This window comes from Rhodococcus sp. I2R, assembly GCF_020889545.1.
Classification (GTDB): domain Bacteria; phylum Actinomycetota; class Actinomycetes; order Mycobacteriales; family Mycobacteriaceae; genus Rhodococcoides.
The window spans coordinates 55,949-76,308 of sequence record NZ_JAHUTG010000005.1; the positions used below are offsets into that span (position 1 = coordinate 55,949).

22 protein-coding genes are annotated in these 20,360 nt (G+C 66.7%); 13 read left to right on the forward strand and 9 right to left on the reverse strand.

All coding sequences use genetic code 11. The features are described 5' to 3' along the window. Positions 1-2: 2 nt before the first annotated feature. The gene (gene cobF, locus KVY23_RS06260) at positions 3-758 is read right to left on the reverse strand and encodes a precorrin-6A synthase (deacetylating) (protein WP_230555749.1); all 756 of its coding nucleotides are present in this window, start codon (positions 756-758) and stop codon (positions 3-5) included. Positions 759-821: 63 nt separating this feature from the next. Further along, the gene (locus KVY23_RS06265) at positions 822-1,565 is read right to left on the reverse strand and encodes a cobalt-precorrin-4/precorrin-4 C(11)-methyltransferase (RefSeq protein ID WP_230555750.1); all 744 of its coding nucleotides are present in this window, start codon (positions 1,563-1,565) and stop codon (positions 822-824) included. Between the two features lie 265 nt (positions 1,566-1,830). On the opposite strand from KVY23_RS06265, the gene KVY23_RS06270 reads away from it, so the two are divergent. Further along, positions 1,831-3,951 (forward strand): N-acetylmuramoyl-L-alanine amidase, encoded by a 2,121-nt coding sequence (locus KVY23_RS06270; protein ID WP_230555751.1) that lies wholly within the window; start codon positions 1,831-1,833, stop codon positions 3,949-3,951. 55 nt (positions 3,952-4,006) lie between these two features. Here the strand turns inward: KVY23_RS06270 and KVY23_RS06275 are convergent, their stop codons facing one another. After that, positions 4,007-4,834 carry an HAD family hydrolase gene (locus tag KVY23_RS06275; RefSeq protein WP_230555752.1) on the reverse strand — a complete coding sequence of 276 codons (828 nt, stop codon included), beginning with the start codon at positions 4,832-4,834 and terminating at the stop codon, positions 4,007-4,009. A 91-nt stretch (positions 4,835-4,925) separates the two neighbouring features. Between KVY23_RS06275 and KVY23_RS06280 the strand changes: the two genes are divergently transcribed. Beyond that, positions 4,926-5,669 (forward strand): CPBP family intramembrane glutamic endopeptidase, encoded by a 744-nt coding sequence (locus KVY23_RS06280; RefSeq protein WP_230555753.1) that lies wholly within the window; start codon positions 4,926-4,928, stop codon positions 5,667-5,669. Between the two features lie 3 nt (positions 5,670-5,672). On the opposite strand, the gene KVY23_RS06285 is transcribed toward KVY23_RS06280, so the two are convergent. Next, positions 5,673-6,425, reverse strand: a complete 753-nt coding sequence (locus tag KVY23_RS06285) for a 1-acyl-sn-glycerol-3-phosphate acyltransferase (protein WP_230555754.1) — start codon at positions 6,423-6,425, stop codon at positions 5,673-5,675. Between the two features lie 64 nt (positions 6,426-6,489). Between KVY23_RS06285 and KVY23_RS06290 the strand changes: the two genes are divergently transcribed. From KVY23_RS06290 to KVY23_RS06300, 3 genes are read left to right on the forward strand one after another with little or no spacing between them, the layout of a single operon-like run. After that, a complete protein-coding gene (locus KVY23_RS06290) occupies positions 6,490-7,323 on the forward strand; it encodes a hypothetical protein (protein WP_230555755.1) in 834 nt (277 codons plus the stop codon). Next, a complete protein-coding gene (locus KVY23_RS06295; protein ID WP_230555756.1) occupies positions 7,320-7,745 on the forward strand; it encodes a hypothetical protein in 426 nt (141 codons plus the stop codon). The genes KVY23_RS06290 and KVY23_RS06295 overlap by 4 nt, the downstream gene beginning before the upstream one ends. A 23-nt stretch (positions 7,746-7,768) precedes the next feature. After that, entirely contained in the window at positions 7,769-8,992 is a 1,224-nt protein-coding gene (locus KVY23_RS06300; protein WP_230555757.1) for an NAD(P)/FAD-dependent oxidoreductase, read from the forward strand. A 9-nt stretch (positions 8,993-9,001) separates the two neighbouring features. On the opposite strand, the gene serS is transcribed toward KVY23_RS06300, so the two are convergent. Both serS and KVY23_RS06310 read right to left on the reverse strand, forming a co-directional pair. After that, the gene (gene serS / locus KVY23_RS06305; RefSeq protein WP_206508899.1) at positions 9,002-10,255 is read right to left on the reverse strand and encodes a serine--tRNA ligase; all 1,254 of its coding nucleotides are present in this window, start codon (positions 10,253-10,255) and stop codon (positions 9,002-9,004) included. A gap of 11 nt (positions 10,256-10,266) precedes the next feature. Continuing rightward, positions 10,267-10,662 carry an ankyrin repeat domain-containing protein gene (locus tag KVY23_RS06310; RefSeq protein ID WP_230555758.1) on the reverse strand — a complete coding sequence of 132 codons (396 nt, stop codon included), beginning with the start codon at positions 10,660-10,662 and terminating at the stop codon, positions 10,267-10,269. A 24-nt stretch (positions 10,663-10,686) separates the two neighbouring features. Between KVY23_RS06310 and KVY23_RS06315 the strand changes: the two genes are divergently transcribed. The 5 genes from KVY23_RS06315 (at position 10,687) to KVY23_RS06335 (ending at position 14,797) form a co-directional block, all read left to right on the forward strand. After that, positions 10,687-11,775, forward strand: a complete 1,089-nt coding sequence (locus KVY23_RS06315; RefSeq protein WP_230555897.1) for a septum formation family protein — start codon at positions 10,687-10,689, stop codon at positions 11,773-11,775. Positions 11,776-11,789: 14 nt separating this feature from the next. Continuing rightward, a complete protein-coding gene (locus tag KVY23_RS06320) occupies positions 11,790-12,122 on the forward strand; it encodes a metallopeptidase family protein (RefSeq protein ID WP_230555759.1) in 333 nt (110 codons plus the stop codon). A 257-nt stretch (positions 12,123-12,379) separates the two neighbouring features. Beyond that, positions 12,380-12,682 carry a PE domain-containing protein gene (locus KVY23_RS06325; protein ID WP_230555760.1) on the forward strand — a complete coding sequence of 101 codons (303 nt, stop codon included), beginning with the start codon at positions 12,380-12,382 and terminating at the stop codon, positions 12,680-12,682. Positions 12,683-12,746: 64 nt separating this feature from the next. After that, complete coding sequence (locus KVY23_RS06330) at positions 12,747-13,985, forward strand: PPE domain-containing protein (RefSeq protein ID WP_230555761.1); 1,239 nt, start codon at positions 12,747-12,749, stop codon at positions 13,983-13,985. Further along, entirely contained in the window at positions 13,982-14,797 is an 816-nt protein-coding gene (locus KVY23_RS06335) for an ESX secretion-associated protein EspG (RefSeq protein ID WP_230555762.1), read from the forward strand. The genes KVY23_RS06330 and KVY23_RS06335 overlap by 4 nt, the downstream gene beginning before the upstream one ends. On the opposite strand, the gene KVY23_RS06340 is transcribed toward KVY23_RS06335, so the two are convergent. The 3 genes from KVY23_RS06340 to KVY23_RS06350 are packed head-to-tail and all read right to left on the reverse strand — an operon-like array spanning position 14,794 to position 17,118. Next, positions 14,794-15,459 (reverse strand): histidine phosphatase family protein, encoded by a 666-nt coding sequence (locus tag KVY23_RS06340; protein WP_230555763.1) that lies wholly within the window; start codon positions 15,457-15,459, stop codon positions 14,794-14,796. The two genes, KVY23_RS06335 and KVY23_RS06340, sit on opposite strands and share 4 nt — an antisense overlap. Beyond that, on the reverse strand, positions 15,459-16,385 hold the full coding sequence (pheA, locus tag KVY23_RS06345) for a prephenate dehydratase (RefSeq protein WP_075837682.1): 927 nt from the start codon (positions 16,383-16,385) through the stop codon (positions 15,459-15,461). Before pheA ends, KVY23_RS06340 begins: the two co-directional genes overlap by 1 nt. A 10-nt stretch (positions 16,386-16,395) precedes the next feature. After that, positions 16,396-17,118 carry a hypothetical protein gene (locus KVY23_RS06350; RefSeq protein WP_230555764.1) on the reverse strand — a complete coding sequence of 241 codons (723 nt, stop codon included), beginning with the start codon at positions 17,116-17,118 and terminating at the stop codon, positions 16,396-16,398. Positions 17,119-17,225: 107 nt separating this feature from the next. Here KVY23_RS06350 and KVY23_RS06355 point away from each other — a divergent pair, with 107 nt between their 5' ends. The 3 genes from KVY23_RS06355 to KVY23_RS06365 all read left to right on the forward strand — a co-directional run bounded on the left by KVY23_RS06355 (position 17,226) and on the right by KVY23_RS06365 (position 20,353). After that, positions 17,226-17,993 carry a DUF2470 domain-containing protein gene (locus KVY23_RS06355; RefSeq protein WP_075837683.1) on the forward strand — a complete coding sequence of 256 codons (768 nt, stop codon included), beginning with the start codon at positions 17,226-17,228 and terminating at the stop codon, positions 17,991-17,993. 37 nt (positions 17,994-18,030) lie between these two features. Next, positions 18,031-18,837 (forward strand): CPBP family intramembrane glutamic endopeptidase, encoded by an 807-nt coding sequence (locus KVY23_RS06360; RefSeq protein ID WP_374108692.1) that lies wholly within the window; start codon positions 18,031-18,033, stop codon positions 18,835-18,837. 286 nt (positions 18,838-19,123) lie between these two features. After that, complete coding sequence (locus tag KVY23_RS06365; RefSeq protein ID WP_230555899.1) at positions 19,124-20,353, forward strand: LCP family protein; 1,230 nt, start codon at positions 19,124-19,126, stop codon at positions 20,351-20,353. Positions 20,354-20,360: the final 7 nt, after the last annotated feature.

A 20,360-nucleotide genomic window follows, 5' to 3' on the forward strand; every position in this document is an offset into this window, starting at 1 on the left:
GGTCACTCCGCACTCGACCTCAGTAGGTAAGTGTCCATCACCCAGCCGTGCTGGGCCTTGAGCGCCGCCCGCACCCGCTCGATCTCACCGATCACCTCGTCGAGCGGACCGGCCACCAACTGTTCATCGTCCGTTCCCAGGTTCGCTCCCCAATGAATACCCCACCGACCGGTCCCAACAAGCTCGCGGCAGGCAAGGCCACCGTCGAGCATCACCACGATGTTGTCTGCACCGGCCAGGACGTCACCCGGCAGTGCCCGACCGGTCGTGATCACGATGGGGCCGCCGACGCGATTGAGGACTAGCCGGTGCGCCGCAGCGAGCATCGCCACGCTGCTGATCCCAGGCGTCACATCGAAGTCGAAGTCGAGCGTCCCGAAATCACGAACGCGTTCGATCACCCTGATGGTGCTGTCGTACAGGGCAGGGTCCCCCCAGACAAGAAATCCGACCGTCTCGTCGGCGTCGAGCCCGAGCAGCACCTTCTCGTACGCGCGCGCCCTGGCGTCGTGCCAATCGGCGACCGCGGCGCCGTAATCGCGGGGCGTCCGATCCCGCTCGGGATCGGGAACAGAGATGACGCGGTACTCGCCCCGGACGTGCCGACGGAGTATCTCGGTGCGGATCTGCGCGAGATCGCCGACGGCCTCGCCCTTGTCCGCGACGAGGAACACCTCGACCTCGTTCAACCTCGCGACCGCCTGGGCAGTGACGTGATCGGGATGCCCACTACCGATTCCGATGAGATGGATTCTCACACTTTCCTCTGATTCATTCCGCAGGCTCCACTCACACTTTCCAGTTCATTCCGCAGGCTCCACTCACGCCCGCTCCCGGCAGGCGTCGTAGAGGTGCGACTCGGCTCCCGGCGTGCGGCCCACCGCTGGCCCGACGAGAATCACCGCTGCCTGACGCAGGTCGGCGGCCTCGACCTGATCGGCGATATCGGCCAGAGTGCCGGTGAGGACCAGTTGATCCGGTTTGCTTGCATGGAAGACGACAGCCGCCGGGCAGTGCAGGCCGTACTCGCCGACGATCTCCTCGACAAGCACCCGGATGCGCGTGATCGCCAGGTGCAGCACCAGCGTCGACCTGGTCGCCGCGAAGCGGGAGAGCGTCTCGGTGTCCGGCATCACCGTCGAACGCGCCTGGGTGCGCGTCAGAACCACCGATTGGGTCACTTCGGGAACGGTCAGTTCGACGCCGAGTGTCGCTGCCGCCGCCGCATAGGCGGGCACACCCGGCGTGACATCCCAGGGCACACCCGCTGCGTCGAGTCGCGCGGATTGCTCGGCCAGCGCCGAGTACAGCGACGGGTCGCCCGAGCAGAGCCGCGCCACATCCTGGCCTCGCTCGTGGGCCGCGACGAGTTCACCGGTGATGGTGTCGAGGTCGAGTTTCGCGGTGTCTACCAGACGGACGTCGTCCGGGCAGTGCGCCAGGATCTTCTCGTCGATGTAGGTACCGGCGAACACACACACCGGACTGCGATGGATGTGCTCGACAGCGCGAAGAGTCAGCAGATCGGCAGCACCCGGTCCTGCGCCGATGAAGTGAACTGTCACAACCATGAGAGTAAGCGGTGGGTACGACGCGCCGCGCCGACGGTCAATACTGGCGCTGGCTAACTCTCAAGCTAAGGTTTAGCCTTGTGTCTGATGATGCTGTTGTTGCGCATGTGACTCGAGCATAGTCTCACCCGGCACATACATGACAACAGCATCACAAGCCAGTTCTGATCGGAAGCAATTCGCGTCGCACCGTCGCAGGATGCTTCGCGGGCCGTCGAGCACCACGACAACCCGCACCTACACACCAGGGAGTACCGCCTTGCACCGTCGAACGAAGCCGTCGATCGTTCTCGGCGCCGTCGCCTTGCTTGCCGTCGCGAGTCCCTTCGCGGTCTACAGCATCTCCGGCGACGCCGCGTCCACCGATATTCGAGCGGCCAACGAGACCACCCCTGTGACCGTTCCTACTCAGATCATCGAAACAGCGCTGAGTGCAGCACCGGACATCGTCATACCCCTGAGCGAGTTGACGGGCCTGCCGCTGCCCGACCTGCGCCTGTCCGATCTGCAGTACCTGCCGCTGCCGGAGAACATCACTCTCCCCGAGATCCCCGAGATCCCCGAGATCCCAGGCCTGACGGTGCCAGCCCCGACGAATCCGTCCGCCCAGGCGCCGGTACCCGAACTGGGCCGCAACAACGTCTCCGCGCCGCTCCCGGTCGCCCCGCCCGCAGTGGACGCCGCGGACGACCCGGGCACACCGCTGGGTGCCGTTGTCAAAGAACTGACGCAGGACACCCCGTTCAGCATGGTCGCGCTCACCTCACCTGCCATCGACGGCACCGTCGCGCAGGTTCGCCGCCAGCTCGAGGACGGGTCGTGGGGGCCGTGGATCACCACCGAACCCATCGCGAGCGACAGCAGCGACGGCGCACCGACGGACGGGCGGCAGGGCACCGAACCGGTGTTCGTCGGCTCGACCAACGCCGTTCAGCTCCTGATGACGCCCCGGGCCACCCCGGTGTCCGCACCCGTTCCGGCTCCGGCGCCCGAGGTAGCTCCGGCGCCCGCAGTAGCACCGGCACCCGCAGTAGCACCGGCACCCGAAGCAGCACCGGCGCCCGAGCAGGAGCTCGGCTACACACCCGCCTCGGTGACCAAGCCGCTGCGACAGCAGGAAAATGCAGTCGCCGCTGCCGTCGAGGACATCAGCGCCGTACTGATCCAACCCGGCAGCTCCCCCGCCGACTCGGCGCTCGCCGACATCGCGACTCCGGTCGCCGGGAACGCCGGCCCCAAGGTCATCTCCCGCGCACAGTGGGGCGCCGACGAATCGATCCGCTGCAAGACACCCACGTACGACGACTTCATCGGCGGCGCAACGGTTCACCACACCGCGGGCAGCAACGACTACTCGCGGACCGAGTCCGCGGAGATCGTCCGGGCCATCTACGCCTACCACGCACAGACACTCGGGTGGTGCGACGTCGGCTACAACGTTCTCGTCGACAAGTTCGGCCAGATCTTCGAGGGCCGCGCCGGTGGACTGGACAAGGCCGTTCAAGGCGCGCACGCCGGTGGATTCAACGAGAACACCATGGGCATCGCGATGATGGGTGACTACAGCTCGGAGTCACCGTCGCAGGAAACCCTCGACTCGGTGGGCGAATTCCTCGGATGGCGTCTGGGCCAAGCAGGCCTCGACCCCGAGGGTGAGACCACCATGATCTCCGAGGGCACCGACTTCACCTTCATCGGGCGCGGCCAAAGCGTCGATCTCCCAGTGATTTTCGCGCACCGCGACGTCGGAAACACGGCATGCCCAGGTGACGGCGCCTACGCCAAGATGGACGAGATCCGCAGCATCGCGGCGGCAAGTCTCGGCGGCGGTGGGTCGGACGAGTCCGCAGATACTCCCACGCAGGAAACCGAGGACACCCCGGACGCTCAGGACACGCCGTCATCACCCAGAACCGACGCCAGTAGCGCTCTCGGAGAGAACATTCCGGCATTGGTCGACGAACTGGTTCGCCTCGCCAGCTCCAATCCTGTCGCTAAGAAGTGGCTCGACACGGGCGGAGAGACCGGCATCCTTGGCACCCCGATCAGCGGACTCGTCCAGGTCAGCGGCGGCGGCGAGACCGCCCAGTTCCAGAACGGCTCGATCTTCACTTCACTTGCCGGACAGGCAGTTGCAGTGATCGGAAAGATCTTCGAGCAGTTCATGGCCCTCGGCGGCGAGGACGGCGAACTCGGACTCCCGACGACCGACGAGTACCCGGTACCCGGCGGCCTGCGGACCGATTTCGAGAACGGCTCGCTGATCTTCAACGAGCTCACCGGCATCGTCACCACGGTCATCCGGACCTACAACGACACCTACGAAAAGCACATGCTCAGCGGACCGGCACCGGAGCCCGCTCCCGCTCCCGCTCCCTGACAGTGAACAACCGATGGCCCTCGCACTTCTCGATCGTGCGGGGGCCACCGGCGTGTCACCACCAGCGTTCGAGGACTCGCGCCACTCCGTCGTCGGCGTTGGTGGTGGTGACCTCGTCCGCGGCCGCGAGTGCGGCGTGATGCGCGTTCCCCATCGCGACGCCCAATCCCGCCATCCGCAGCATCGGCACATCGTTGGGCATGTCTCCGAACGCCGCGATACCGGCCGCAGTCACCTGCAAACGCTCAGCCACGACCAGCAGTCCCGACGCCTTGGTCACACCCGGCGCCGACAGTTCGATCAACCCGTTGTCGGTGGAGTACGTCAGATCGGCGGCGTCACCGATCAGCGGAGCGAGCGCAGCAGCCATGTCCCCACTCGATGCCCCGGCGAGCCGGATCAACAGCTTCACCGCGGGAATGTCGAGGACCTCGGACTGCGAGACCTCGGTGTTATCGGGGTTGAGCCAGGCGTGCTCGTAACCGGGTGAGCTCACGAACTGCGGCGTTGCGGCATCGTGAGCGCTGGCACCGACGCGCTCGGCAGCCAGCCCGCAACCGGGCAGGACTCTGTATGCGAGCTCGGCCAGCGCGTTGAGCGTCTCGATCGACAGCGTGTGCGTATCGAGGATGCGATCTGTACCACTGTCGTAGATGACCGCCCCATTGGCGCAGACGCACATCGGTGCGAACCCGAGCTGCTCGACCACCGGCGAGATCCACCGAGGGGGCCGACCGGTGGAGAGCACGAACGGAGTGCCCTCGCGGACCATCGTGGAAACCGCACGTCGGGTGCGTTCGGTGACCCTCTCGCGCTCGTCGAGAAGGGTGCCGTCGACATCGCTGGCGACGAGACTGGGCTGGGTACGGCTGGTATCAGACATCGTGCCCCATTCTGCCCTAGCGGCCCCGTGGTCAGGCCCTCGTGCGTCGGTCACAGCCGCCCACCCGGCTTTCGTCGGTACACTGGGCGGAATGCTCATGACGAAAGACGCCGTTATGGCGCATCGTCGACGCCGCTTCCACGCCTATCTCGATGTTGCGATCGTCGTACTCGTACTGGTGGTCAGCAACCTGATCGCCCATTTCACGACGGTGTGGCTCAGCATCGCGACGGTGCCGGCAGCCGCCATCATCTTGCTTGCGCTGACGCGTCGGCGCGGGCTCGGCTGGGCCGAACTCGGCCTGTCACCGCGGCAATGGAAGACCGGCTCGCTCTATGCGCTCGGCGCCGTCGCTCTGGTATTGACCGTGGTGGCGATCGGTGCGCTTCTACCGATCACGCGACCGTTCTTCATGGCCGACCGCTATGCCACCATCTCGGCGGCACTGGTGGCGTCGATGATCGTCATCCCGTTGCAGACCGTCATCCCGGAGGAACTTGCCTTTCGCGGTGTATTGCAGGGCACGTTGGGGCGGATCTACGGCGCCCGCGGCGTTTTCGCGGCAGGCTCACTGCTGTTCGGCCTGTGGCACATCGCGTCGTCGATGGGGTTGACCTCGGGCAACGCGGGGCTGAGCAACTTTCTGGGCGGCGGGGTAGTGGGTCAGGTGATCGGCATCGCTGCCGCCGTCGTCGCCACTGCGGCAGCGGGACTGGTCTTCACGTGGCTACGGCAACGCAGCGGCAGCCTGATCGCGCCGATCGCGTTGCACTGGTCGCTCAACGGAATCGGCGCGCTGGCCGCAGCGTTGGTCTGGCACGTCTCGACCAACTGAGTCTCAGTCGTTCTCGCGCGCCTGCCGGGCAGCGGCCCGCGCGGCCACATCGACGGCGTCGAGCTTGTCGGCCTCGGCGAGGGTAGGCGCGCTGCCGCCGAGCCTGGCAGGCACCCAGTAGGCACCCGGCTCGTGCTCGTAGCCCTCCTGCAGTTTCAGCAGCATTTCCTGCATCGTCTTGCGCAATTTCTCGGTGAGCTCGTTGGGCGGTCCGATCGGTTCGATGGGCTCGCCGACGGCAATGGAGATGGGAGTCTTGGTGCGGCCGAGCCGCTTTGGGAAGCCCTTGGTCCACACGCGTTGCGCACCCCAGATGACCGTCGGGATGATCGGGACTCCCGCCTCGATGGCCATGCGGGCCGCGCCGGACTTGAATTCCTTGATTTCGAAGCTGCGACTGATGGTGGCCTCGGGGTAGACGCCCACCAATTCGCCTCCGCGCAGTGATGACACGGCAGCCTTGTAGGACTCGGCACCGGCACCACGGTCGACGGGGATGTGTTTGAGCGCCCGCATGATGGGGCCGGAGATCTTGTCGTCGAACACTTCCTTCTTCGCCATGAAACGGATGTATCGCTTCACCGACCTCGGCGGCAATCCGGCGTAGGTGAAGTCCAGGTAACCGGTGTGATTGACGGCAATGACCGCCCCTCCGGTAGCAGGGATGTTCTCCTCGCCTTCGACCTGGAATCGGAGGCCTTCGAAGGCGAAGACCACACGGGCGATGCCAATGACAGAGCGATAGACAGGTTCCACAGTCCGCTAGCGTAGTCGTAGAGCCAGGGCGGGGAGAAGACGTAACGGGGAAGGTCAGCTGAACATGAGTTCGCTTCGCAGAATTGCAATCGCCGGGGTGGGACTGCTGGGGACGGTAGCGGCGCTCACCGCGTGCGCGGGCGACGGCCAGCAGGGCATCCCCACCGAGACCCCGGAACCCCCGACCACCACGTCCCAGAACGCCGCACCGATCCCGACCACCACCACGCCCGCGCCGCCGACAGGCCCGATTGTGGGAGCCGTTCCCGGCGATTCGCAGGCCACCTCCGCGCTGAGCGCGTTCCTGACCGATCTCGACACCGGTGGCGTCGACGCGGTAGCGCAGAAGTGTTTCACCATCCCGCCGAACCTGATACCGGTGGAGTACGCGGACGTATCGGCCGTTCTCGACGCTGCGGCACAGCCGGGCACTGCCGAAGCGAACCTCGTGACCTGGACCGGGCCGATCTCGACGCTGTCGATCGCGCGAGATGAGATCGCCTCCGGCTACGCCTGCCCGCGCGTACACCCCACCGGAACCGAACCGGTCTACACCGACCTCGACGCCGTCCACACCGTCGCGCGGTACGTGGGGCGTTTCACCGGGGCACCCGCCGACCCCGCCGATCTCGAGGGTGACTACCCCGTGGTGTGCGGCACCGACATTGCCTGGGATGCACAGGGCACCGGTAGCCCCACCGCACCTCCGTTGGCGAACAACCCCGGCCGGCTCACCGGGTCGGCGTCGTACAACCCCGACAGCGTCTACGTGGCCTACTCCAATGCCGCCTACACGACCGTCTACGCCGATGTCACCAACGTCTCCGGCTTCCAGCAGAACCAGATCTTCACCCTCACCCGCGACGGAAGCGGCTTCTGCATAGGGGACGTGGCATGACCATCGGCCTCGACACCAAGATCCTGCTGCTGATCGCGGGGCTGCTACTGCTCGGTGGCCTCGTTCTCGGGGTGTGGAAGTACCGGCAGATGTCGGCCTCGCCCACCGCGTTGGCGCATCCCTACGTCGACATCGCGCACCGCGCCGCGCTGATGTATTCCTTCGCCACACTCGTCCTTGCCGCACTCGCTGAGTTCAGCGCGTTCCCGACGGCGGTGAACCTCCTCGCGGGATCGATCGTGACACTGTTCTTCGTCGCGGCCATCGCCACTTACGTGGTGCACGGATTTCTCGGCGACACCGACAATCAGTTCGAACATCCCGTTCGGGGGACGGACCTGTTCATGTGGGCCCTCATCGTCTGTGAAATCGGGGGCACCGCAGTGCTGCTCATCGGTTTCGTTTTCGGCCAGTTCTTCTGAGCAATCCCCACTAGTGTGGGCGTGTGACTCACGTGGTGATTGCCGGAGCCGGGCTCGCTGGACTTGCATGTGCGCACGAGCTGGGACGCAAAGGCGTCGACGTCACGCTCGTCGACCGCAACGACTACCACCAGTTCCAGCCACTGCTCTATCAGGTTGCCACCTCGCAGCTACCGGCAGCCGATGTCGCACGCCCGCTGGCCTCGATTTTTCACGGTCTCGACACGGTCCGCGTCGTCCAGGCCGACATCACCGACCTGAACTTCGCGACACGCTCCCTCACCGCGGGCGGTGAGCGAATCGAGGGCTCCCACCTGGTCGTCGCCGCGGGCGCAACCGCGAATTTCTTCGGCACACCGGGCGCCGAGGAGCACTCGTTTCCGCTCTACTCCGTCGCCGACGCCACCGCGCTGCGTCACCACGTGGGCGCCCTTCTCGCTGGTGAACGCGATCCACTCAACGTGGTTGTCGTCGGCGGTGGACCCACCGGCGTCGAGACTGCAGGAGCGTTTGCAGAACTCACCGCTGCTCTGCGCACGATGAACCATCCGGGCGGGAAGGGACAGACCTCGCTGGTCAACCACGGTCCCGCTCTGCTCGCGCCGTTCAGCGAGCGATCGCACGTCTACGCGCGCGACAAACTCGTCGAGCACGGGGCGAAGGTCCTGCTCGGAGTCGGGGTGGCGTCGGTCGATACCGAGGGTGTGACGCTCTCCGACGGCTCGCGCATCGATGCCTGCACCGTCATCTGGGCCGGCGGCGAATCCGCGTCACCGATCGCCGGGACCGCCGAGGTGAAGCCCGGACGCGGCGGCCGGATCGACGTCTCGGCCGATCTGACCGTTCCGGCATTCGAAAATGTCTATGCGATCGGCGACGTCGCGAACATCCCCGGAGCCGACGGAAGCACGCTGCCCCAACTCGGCTCGGTAGCGCTGCAGGCGGGCACGTGGACCGCCCACAACATCGAGCGCGCCGTCGCCGGGAAGCCCAAGAAGGCCTTCGCCTACAAGGACAAGGGCATCATGGCGATGATCGGCCGCGGCGCCGCCGTCGCCGAGATCGGCGAGCACCGCCACCACCTCGAGGGCCACCTTGCATTCGCGGCGTGGCTCGGTGTGCACGCGAGCCTGCTCAGCGGTGCCCACAGCAAAGCTGACGCATTTCTCTCGTGGGCCTGGGACTACGTCGACCGCGAGCATTCGGCGATGGTCGAGTGCACGGCTGCGCCCACTACGGACGGGTAGCTACCGGCGTCAGCGCAGCACATCCGTCCCGACGAACGGGACCAGCGCCTCGGGGACGCGGACGGTGCCGTCGGCCTGCTGATGATTCTCCAGGATCGCGACGATCCACCTCGTGGTCGCGAGAGTGCCGTTGAGCGTCGCCGCGATCTGCGGCTTGCCGTTCTCGTCGCGGTACCGAACGTTCAGGCGACGCGCCTGGAACGTCGTGCAGTTCGACGTCGACGTCAACTCGCGGTAGGCGTTCTGCGTCGGAACCCAGGCCTCGCAGTCGTACTTGCGCGCCGCCGAGGATCCCAGATCGCCGCCCGCGACGTCGATGATGCGGTAGGGCAACTCGACCGCCGCCAGCATCTCCCGCTCGAACTCGAGCAGCTTCGAGTGCTCGGCGGCCGCGTCCTCCGGCTTGATGTAGGAGAACATCTCGATCTTGTCGAACTGGTGGACGCGGATGATGCCGCGGGTGTCCTTGCCGTAGCTGCCTGCCTCGCGGCGGAAGCACGAAGACCAGCCCGCGTAACGCTTCGGTCCGTCGGACAGGTCGATGATCTCGCCCGAGTGGTAGCCGGCCAGCGCCACCTCGGAGGTTCCCACGAGGTACAGGTCGTCGGCTTCGAGACGGTAGATCTCGTCGGAATGCGCGCCGAGGAATCCGGTGCCCGCCATGATCTCCGGACGCACCAGGACCGGCGGGATCATCATCGTGAACCCGTTCTTCACGGCCTTCTGCGCGGCCAACTGCAGCATCCCCTGCTGCAGGAGGGCGCCGTAGCCGGTCATGAAGTAGAACCGCGAACCCGACACCTTCGCGCCGCGCTCCATGTCGATCAGGTTGAGCGATTCACCGAGCTCGAGATGATCCTTCGGCTCGAACTCGAACGTCGGGATCTCGCCGACGGTTTCGAGCAGGACGAAATCTTCTTCTCCGCCGGCCGGCGCGCCGTCCTCGACGATGTTGGAGAGCGCGCGTTGAGCGGCATCGAGGGCGGCGTCGGCCTCGTGCTGCTTCGCCTCGGCGGCCTTGACCTGGGCGGCCAGCTCGGAGGCTCCGGCCAGCAATGCCGGGCGATCCTCGGGCGAGGCCTTGCCGACCCTCTTGCCCAGCGCCTTCTGCTCGGCGCGCAGTTGATCGCCTGCCAGCACGGCGGCGCGACGCGTGGAGTCGGCCTCGAGCAGCACGTCGACGAGGCCGGGGTCCTCACCCCGGGTGCGCTGCGAGGCACGGACAACATCAGGATTCTCGCGGAGGAACTTGAGGTCGATCACGGATGGCAACCTTACTTGCCGAGCAACCCCAGGTAGTCCTCGCGTCCGAACATGCGAGCGGCGTCGATCGCCGACGGCTGCCCACCGCGCGGATCGGCACCGCCGTCGACGAGGGCTTGCACCACATCGTCCTCGCCCTTGAACACCGCCCCGGCGAGCGGTGTCTGTCCCTTGTCGTTCGCACGATTGACATCGGCACCCTTGGCGACCAGGGCGCGGACTGTGGTCGCGTGTCCGTGATAGGCCGCCAACATCACCAGCGTGTCACCGGAATCGTTGTTCAGATCCACGGGGACGCCCGCATTGAGATAGGCGACGAGTGCATCGGTGTCACCGGTGCGTGCCATACCGAACAACCGACCGGCGAATTCGGCTACCTCGGCTGCTGTCTCATCCGGGTCGTTCATGAGACCCGAAGATACTCGGGCATGATGGAGGAGATGTCCACCAGCAAGCCGGAGAAGCCGACAACCCGCAGCGCGCGCACCGTCAGTGCGTCCGTCGCGCGCCGAGCTCTCGCTCTGGTCGCGGTCGGCGCAGTCGGCGCCGCCGCCGTCACCCTGCTCGTCACGGATGGCTTCGATCAGCCCGAGAAGATCACGACGCACTCGGTGGCAGGCCCCGCCACCACCGGGCCCGTGTCTGCCTCGAGCTTCGGCTCGGCCGATCCGGGCACATGCCTGCAGTGGACGCCGACGGACGATCCCGAGACCGACCGTCAGGATCTCGCCCAGGTGTCGTGCGCCGAGCCGCACCGTTTCGAGGTCGCCAAGGACGTCGATATGTCGGCGTACCCCGGCATCGAGTTCGCGCCCGGATCCGCATACCCGGGAGCCATGCGGTTCAGCCAGTTGCGCGACGAGCACTGCATCGACTCCGTCGTCGACTACCTCGGCACCAAGTTCGACCCGAACGGCAAATTCAGTGTCGGGTTGATGTTCCCCAGCCAGACCGGCTGGGCCACCGGCGAACGGACGCTACGGTGCGGTGTTCAACAATCGTCGAACACCGGGGTTCCGCAGGAGATGACCGGTTCGGTGCTCGATCAGGACCAGTCCAGCGTGTGGGATGTGGGCACCTGCATCGGCATCAACCAGAACGTCCCTTCCGATCCCGTCGAATGCAGTCAGCCGCACGCCTTCGAGGTGGCGTCCGTCATCGATCTGCAGCAGCAATTCCAGGTAGGCATCCCCAACGAAGCAGACCAGGACGCCTACCTCGAACCCACGTGCACCGACGCCGTCAACGCCTACCTCGGCTCGGACACCGCCCTGCGAGACAAGACCCTCACGCTCTTCTGGAGCACCATCGACGTCACCAGCTGGCTCGCTGGGAGCCGTCAGGTGACGTGCTCGATCGGCAAGGAACTCGACGAGGGCGGCTTCGCCACCATCACCGGATCTGCGACGGGCGACATCCTCATCAACGGCCAGCCCCCCGTCCCACCACCAGCAGCACCCGACGGCCGAGCACTGCCCACGCCGCCGCCCGGCGCCGCCCCCATCACCCCGGGAGGGTAACCATCCCCGCCGACATGAGTCGCGCCGAGTTCGAGGAAGCCGTCGGCGACGCACTCGACACCCTTCCGCCCGACATAGCCGACCGCATGGACAACGTCGTCATCCTCGTCGAGGACGAACACCCCACCGAGGACATCCTCGGCCTCTACGAGGGTGTTGCCCTGACCGAACGCTTCGAATACAGCGGGCACCTACCCGACGTCATCACCATCTACCGGCTACCCATCCTCGACATGGTCGACGACGCCGACACCGCCCGACGCGAAATCGCCATCACCGTCGCCCACGAGGTGGGTCACCACTTCGGCATCGACGACGAGCGACTGCACGAACTCGGCTTCGGCTGAGGCTGGCCAGCCCCTTTCGGCCCGCCCCTTTCGGCATGCCCGCCCGCCCGGCTTCGGCATGAATGGACCATTGCAGCCGTCTAGCCGTTGTGATGGTCCATTCATGCGGGAGGGGTGGCGGGGCGGACGGGGCGGGACGGACGGGCGCACGAAACAATCACTCGAGCTTTTCCGAACTGTGCGGAACCGATCGGGCCGCGGCGTCGTCCAATCCATTGAAGAGCGAAATTTTTCTTGGAGACGGACTAGGAGAGCACATGCCAGGAACGGTGCGAGTCGATCCTGTGGCACTCGAGGCTGCGGCAGCTGAACTGGACGCGGCAGCCGCTCGACTGCAGGCGAATCTGACGGCGGTGTCCCTTCCGATCCACACTGTCCCCTCGGGGAGCGAGGAGGTGTCGCTGCTGGCCAACCAGTTCATGCGGCATTCGGCGGGATCGTTCACACCGGCTGCTTCCGAGGCCGTCAACGAGTTGATCGAGACGGCCGCGGCTTTGCGGATGCAGGCTGCGGCCTACCGAGAAGTCGACATCGAACACAGCCGCGCAATCGGCCACTGATTCAACTGACACCGCCACAACCCGAACGAGGAGCCAGCAGCGTGATCGGCAGAGGTATTTCGACATGACACTCGGAGTCACAGGTGTGGTGTGGCTGCCCCGTATGGCAACCGTGAACTCGACGTCGCTGTTGGCGGGAGCGGGCGCTGCTCCCCTGTCCACCGCGTCGGCGGCATGGTCCTCGGTCGCAGCCGCGTACAGCGATACCTCGGTCACCATCGCCCGTGTGATGGCTGTCCTTGCGGCCGGGTGGGAGGGTGAAGCCGCCAATGCGGCACTGGCCCGCCTCGGCGGGTTCTCCGGGTGGACCCAGAGCGCCTCGGCGAAGGCCGCACAGATTTCCGCACTCGCGGCAGGCGAGTCGGCCGCGTACATCGCGGCCGTGCTGGTGATGCCGAATCCGGCGGAGATCTTCTCGGTCAAGGCTGCGAAGGCGACGGCCTACTCGTCGGGCGGCGCACTCAACGGCAGTGCCGAGGCGCTCGAAGTTGCCGATCGCGCGCTCGATGTCCGTGCGGCGCTGGTGATGGAGGCGTACGAGGCGGCGACCACTCCGATGGCGATAGATATCTCGTTCGATCGACCGCCGGAGATCGTGAACGACGGCAGCGGAAGTTCCCGCAGTGCCGGCAAAATTTCCGACGCCGATTCCTACGAGGAGTCGAGTATCTTCGGCTTCGGTACGCGTACGTCGCCGGCGCAGGCCGCTGCCGCGGCCGTCGGAGCCGCGCTGCAACATCCGGGAGTCGCCACTGCTGCAGGGCAGTTCGCCGGTACCGCCGGATCGGTGGCCGGTTCCTCCGTCACCACGGTTGCCTCGGCAGCGACAAACATCGGCACCGCTGCGGCGTCGACGTTGATGAACTCGGGTGGAGGCGGCCAGAATGCCTCCCCGACGCCCTTCCGCGCGGACCCGGCCTCGGCCGGTGCAGTCTCGACTCGCGCGGTGTCCGCGGGTGCTTCGGGGGCAGCGGGTACGGCGGTGGGTTCGGGTGGCTTCGGAGGAATGGCGGGCGGATCGGGCAAGCTGGGGGGTCCGGGAGCAGGGTCCTCCGGCTACGCGTTCGGCTCCGGCGGCGAGCGTGTCGGCGGGACAGCCGCAGTCGTCGGCAGCGACGGTGGTGCCGCGGCCCGCGGCGCGCACGGCGGTGTCCCCGTCGGAGGCAGCCAGGCCGGACAGATGGGTCAGGACGAGGACGAACACGAGACCCCCGGCTACCTCAAACAGTTCGAGCACTTCGCCGATGGCCGCACCGTGGCGCCATCGGTGATCGGTGCGGACCCGACCTGGAACGATCGTTGATCGACTTGGGGACCCAGCCGCCCGGCCACACTCTCGCCTCCGCCGAGCTCGACGCAGACCGGATCGATTTCCTCGTCGATTCCTTGAATATCGTCGAGATGCCGGTGGTTCTCGATGTCTTCCCGCGATTCGACGATCCGCAGCAGCGCGCCGCCGCACTCGAGCGCGGCCGAACCGGGCTGACGGCGGACGGGTTGATGGACGGCGGACGGGTTCATGCCGACATCGAGGCATGGCTGCGCATCCTCGAGCAACCCCGCTGGTACATCTCGGCCAGGCTGGTTCCTCGCCCGTACGACGAGGACAGCGCGATCACCAGGATCTGTCTGGCGACGACCGATGCGGGCACAGTCCTCGCTGTTCGTCGCGGCGCCGGCCTACTGATGCGCGGCGCTGTCGGCGACCCGGCGCAGGCCCTGCTGAACTCACTCGGCAGAGGTCACGGGTGCGCACATCCCAGCATCAGCGCGCCGACGGACCTGCTCGCCGAGGCGCTCGACGCATCCCCCGCCGACGTGCACTCCACCGCGCAACGGTTGACGCAGGTCGGCATCGACGAACGCACGGCGCAGGATGTGGCGTCAGCGATGAGCACCTGCTCGGCGCACGCGGAGATCACCTCGGTGACCGTCGAGGACGGAAGGCGAATCGCCGGCGCACATCCCGTTGCCTTCTTCGACACTGGGCGTGGCCGGCTTCTGGCGACGTCGAGCGCTGCATCGGACGGTCTGCGGTGGACGACGCTGTCCGCGGGGAGCGATGCCACGGTTATCCGAGCGCTGACGGAGTTGGTGAACCGCGCCGGTCGTTAGCTGATCGGGTTGTCCGCGGTCCGGCTGCCCTTGCCGTCGAACGGGGCCAGCAACGTGCCCCATCGGACGCACACCCACCCTCCACCGGCGGTTGGCTCGAGCGCGACGGTCTGTGTGTTGTCGAGATGATTGTCGGCAGCGAATGTGCCGTCGACCCCGCCGAGGACCGCGGCGACCAACCGGATGGCGGCGCCATGGCTGACCACCACGACATCGGGGCCGTCGGGATCAGTCAGGTGCGAATTGCGGAGCGAATCCAGTACGGGCACATAGCGATCCAGTATGGAGCGCCCGCTGTCACCCCCAGGCACTCGGACATCGAGATCGCCCCCGTGCCACCGCCCGTAGATCTCGGTGAAGGCCTTGTGAGCGTCGTCGTCGCTTCGGCCTTCCCATTCGCCTGCCTGCGCTTCGTGGATTCCCTCGCGTAGCTGCGGCTCGACTCCGGTGATCGCGGCGATATTCTCGGCCGTCTGCACGGCCCTCAGTGCGGGCGAGGTCACGAGAATGCTCGGTGGCGTCTCGAGGATCGCAGCGCCGAAGCGTCGCGCCTGGTTGTGGCCGTTGTCCGTCAACGCGGCACCGGGGAGCTGCGTGTCGAGGATCTTGTCCACATTGGCAAAGGTCTGTCCGTGGCGGACGAGTACGAGCCTTCCCGTCATCAGTCCCCCTTTCCGTCGCGGAGTCGAGCGAGCCATTCGGTCTGCTCGTCCAACGACGGAGGGCGGCGTCCTGTTCCCGCGGCGACGGGCCACGACCCGAGGAACCGTAGTGCCATCTTGCGGTGCAACGCCCCGAGCGCCTCGGCGACCGCGGCGTCGTCGATGTGTCCGATGCAGTCCACGTGGAACCAGTAGGTTCCGAATTCTGTGCGCGTGGGCCTCGATTCGATGCGGGTGAGGTCGATATCGCGCAGCCCGAATTCCGCGAGCGCCTCCTGCAGAGCGCCGGGGCGATGGTCCGGCATCAGGATCAGTGCCGTGCGGTCCGCACCCGTCCGCGGTGGAGCGGGGCGCGGCGAACCGACGAGCACGAATCGTGTTCGGGCGTTTCCGACATCGGCGACGCCACCTGCGAGCGTCGGGAGTTTCATCAACTCACCTGCCAGCGGGGTCGAAACTGCCGCATCGGCGAGACCGGCTACGACGTCCTCGGCGGCGGCCGCGTTGGACGAGGCGAACTGAACCTCGGCGTCGGGCAGGTTGTTTTCCAACCACAGACGTACCTGGGCTGCCGCGATGGGATACGCGCGGATGGTGCGGACGTCTTTCAGCGTGACGCCGTGCGCGCCGAGAACCGAGAACGCGACGTCCACTTCGGTCTCGGCCAGTATCTGCAACCTCGTTCCGACGCCGAGCGCGTCGAGAGTCGGGGGAACCGAGCCCTCCACGGAGCTTTCGATGGGCACCACCGCTGCGTCGACGTCTCCGCTGCGCACCGCTTCGAGGGTCGCCGGTGGGCTGCCGAACGGAATTCTGGAGATGTCGCCGGTGAATCCCAGCTCGGCCAGGGTGCCGCTGGTCTCGAATTGACCGAGCGCCATCTCGGTGAAGGTTCCCGATGGACCGAAATACGCGATTCTGGGCACGATTTTCAGATTACGGCTTCACCGGGTCTGCGGAAACCAAACCGGCGTCGACGAGATCGCGGTGGGCGGTGGCCGCGTCGTCGATCTCTATCCCTAGGAGCACGCTGCGCACGGCTTCGGCAGCTTCGGGGCGCAGCCTCGTCAGTGCCGACAGGTCGGGTGCGGCCAGTGCCGCACCGATGTCGTCGCCGCGCAGGGCAGCGACGGTGGCGGCGAGGATCTCGAGCACCTGCTGGCCGGACTCGGCGCGCGCGGTGAATCCGACATCGGCGTGTGCGACGACGGCGAGGATGTCCGCGATCCGGCGGGCAGGCGCGGACGCCGCGAAGCCAGGCGTGCGATGGGCCTCGACGATCGTGGTGACGGTGTCGAGCGCCGAGGCGTCCGTCCATTCGGCGAAGATCACCAGCGGCGACGGCACACGTAGCGCAATGGCCTCGGCGAGTGTGTCCGAGTCTGCGTCGAGGTGATAGCGCACGCTCTCGTACGTTCCGCCGTGATGGGTTCGCAACTCGTCGGGATCGATGTCGAGTTCGACAACGACGCGGCCCAGGTCGATGCCCGACGGCAGGTCCCTCAACACCGAGGCGGCGACCACCGGCGGGCCGGACGTGAGCCCGGTCGCTCGCGCGCTGACCTCGTCGGCGGAGTGGCATCTCTGCATCAGGAGGCCTGCGATCAGCGCCTGCGGATCGGGCCGCTGGGGCACGCCCAGGGTGAGGGGAATCGACACTCGTCACACGGTAGACGGAACGGATTCACGCCGATCACTTGCGATGCACCCAAATCTCATTTAACTTAGGTTTGCCTCACCTACCTGCTAGCGCATCGGAGGAGCCCATGATCGGCGCCACGACGACCGGACCGTCCACCGCAGAAAGAGTCCGCAGCGCCTGCGCGCGAGCGGAGAGTGCAGCGTTGGCGATCGAGGGCAGCGAACCCGTCGTCACTGCTCTGCACCACCTCCGCTCCAACGGCGAGGTCATCATTGCGGTCCCGGAAGACTCCGCGATGGGCGCCATTGCGTGGCAGTCGCCGCGCGTCGGCGTTCCGGCCGTGCTCGAACTGACCGATCATGCACCGCTGAGCCTGCGCGAGCCGGTCCGCTCACTGGTATGGCTACGCGGCGATCTGCGTCCCGTTCCCCAATCCCTGATGCGGCCGATGGCGGGAGCCGTCGCGTCGGAGCACCCGCATTCTGCACTGCTGGACGTCGGTCACAGCACGATCCTGCTCCGACTCCTGCTCTCGTCGGCCGTCGTCGCCGACAGCACCGGAGCCGAACCGGTAGCGGTGGACGACCTGCTCGCCGCCCAACCCGACCCGTTCTGGGAAATGGAAACCAGCTGGCTCCAGCACCTCGACGAGGATCACGGCGACCTGGTGAACCAACTCGCCCGACGCCTTCCCCCCTCGCTGCGTCAGGGACGAATCCGTCCGCTGGGCATCGACCGCTACGGCATTCGGTTGCGCATCGAGAGCGATCACGGCGACAACGACGTCCGCCTCGGCTTCGCGGAACCGGTGGACGACACGATGGCTCTGAGCCGCGCACTGCGGATACTGGCCGGATGCCCGTTCCTCAACGGGCTGCGCGCGCGACACTGAAAGAGGCCACACGCCGCGCGAATGCATACTCGTATTCGTGATCGATGTGAAGAGCTGGCTCAACCCGCCGAAGCACGACGCCGGGCCGCCCCTCGAGCCGGGTGAGCGCCGTGCCATCAAGATCGAGATCGCGATCGTCCTGCTCCTCACATTCGGCTTCAACGGAGCCAGCAGCATCCTCTCGCTCATCGAGGATGCGTTGCTCGCCGGGAGCTTGTCCGACCAAACCGTCGCGATCAATACCTCGAGTTCGAGTCTCGGCATCATCGACCTGCTTTACCAGGTCCTTCGCATCCTCCGCCTGTGCGCGTTCGGTGCGCTCGGGCTCTACCTTCTCTGGCGGTCAGGCCTCGGGCCTCGTCTCATCGGGCTCGCCAGACCGCGAGCTCGAACGGATCTGCTGCAAGGCTTCGGGCTCGCCGCACTGATCGGCCTGCCGGGCCTGGCGCTGTATCTCGTCGGCAATGCCCTGGGCTTCAATCTGACGGTCGTTCCCAGTGCCATCGACGAGAACTGGTGGCGTATCCCGACGCTGGTCGCTTATGCGTTCGCGAACTCGGCCGCGGAGGAAATACTCGTCGTCGCGTACCTCATCTCGCGCCTGCGTCGCCTCGGCGTCGGCGAGAATTCCTCGCTCCTGGCCTCGGCGCTGCTGCGCGGTTCGTACCACCTCTACCAGGGGCTGGGCGGGGGCGTCGGCAACATGCTGATGGGGCTGGTGTTCGGCCGTTTCTGGCAGCGAACGAACCGGCTGTGGCCGCTACTCATCGCGCACGCACTGATCGACATCGTCGCTTTCGTGGGTTACACCGTCTTACGCGACCATCTTGCGTGGCTGCCGTAGACGCGAGCTTGGGTACAGTCGACCCGTGAACGACGGACCTGCGGACGACGCCAAGCCGAATCGGGGTCGGCCCGCGCAGGGCCCGCCCCCCGGCTACCGGCCGCCTCCCGGTCAGCCCCCGCGTAATCCACCCCCGCGCAATCCACCCCCGCGTCAGGGCCAGCGCCCTCCCTACGACCAGCCCCCTTTTCGTGGCCAGAACCCGGGCAACCGTCCCGCGCCGCCTCCGGGGTATCGGCCCCCGCCCGCCAATCGGCCACCTCCCCAGCGTCCAGAGGGCACCCAGATCATTCGACGCGACGGTCGCCCCGGTGGCCCGGCTGCCGGCGGGCCGGCCTGGTCCAGCGCACCGGAGCCGGGCAGCGTCTCCCGAGGCAACGTCCCGAGAGGCAACGTCCCGAGAGGCAACGTCCCGAGGCCGCAGGACCCGCGCAGCCAGTACGCACCGCGTCAGACTCCGCAGCCCTATACCGAGCCCGGACCTCCCCCGCGCCGAACACCGCCACCTGCTACTCCGGAACGGCAGCGCCGACGCCCGGAACCCGCCAGGCCGCCACGTGCGGCGAAGAAGCGCCGATGGGGTCGACGATTCGGCCTGATATTTCTGGCGCTGCTGTTGGTTTTCGGCGGACTCGTTTATTTCGTCGACAGTTCATTGACCCGCGTCGACGCACTGAGCGACTACGACGGCCGCATCGGGGACACGCCCGGAACCAACTGGCTGCTCGTCGGATCGGATTCGCGCGCCGGTATGACGCCGGAGCAGGAAGCGGAATTGGCGACCGGCGGCGAGACCGGTCCCAGCCGCACCGACACTGTCATCCTCATTCACATCCCCGAGGACGGTGGGGCGACGACGATGGTGAGCTTGCCGCGCGACTCGTACGTCTCCGTTCCCGGTTTCGGGCAGGACAAACTCAATGCCTCGTTCGCCATCGGCGGACCCTCGCTGCTGGTGCAGACCGTCGAGGGGGCAACAGGCGTCCGGATCGATCACTATGCCGAGATCGGGTTCGGCGGCTTCGCCGGCATCGTCGACGCGATCGGTGGCGTCGAAGTCTGCTTGGACAATGCGATCTCCGATCCACTCGCCGGGATCGACCTTCCCGCCGGGTGCCAGGAACTGACCGGCTCGGAGTCGCTGGGATTCGTGCGCACTCGCGCGACCGCACTTGCCGATCTCGATCGTATGAACAATCAGCGGCAGTTCATGTCCGCCCTGCTCGCGAAGGCCACCAGCCCGAGCACGTTCCTCAACCCGTTTCGGCTGTGGCCGCTCGCCAAGGACACCGCCGGTTCGCTCAGCGTGGACGAGGGCGACCACATCTGGAATCTCGGCGGTTTGGCCTGGGCGATGCGCGGAGATCTGGTGACGACGACGGTGCCGATTGCGGGCTTCGAGAACACCGACGTGGGCAACGTGGTGGTATGGGATTCGAACCGCGCGTCGCAGTTCTTCGCCGCGGTAGCCGAGGATCGGCAGATACCGGAGGAACTCCGAACTGCAGGTCCGTGAGTCGGCG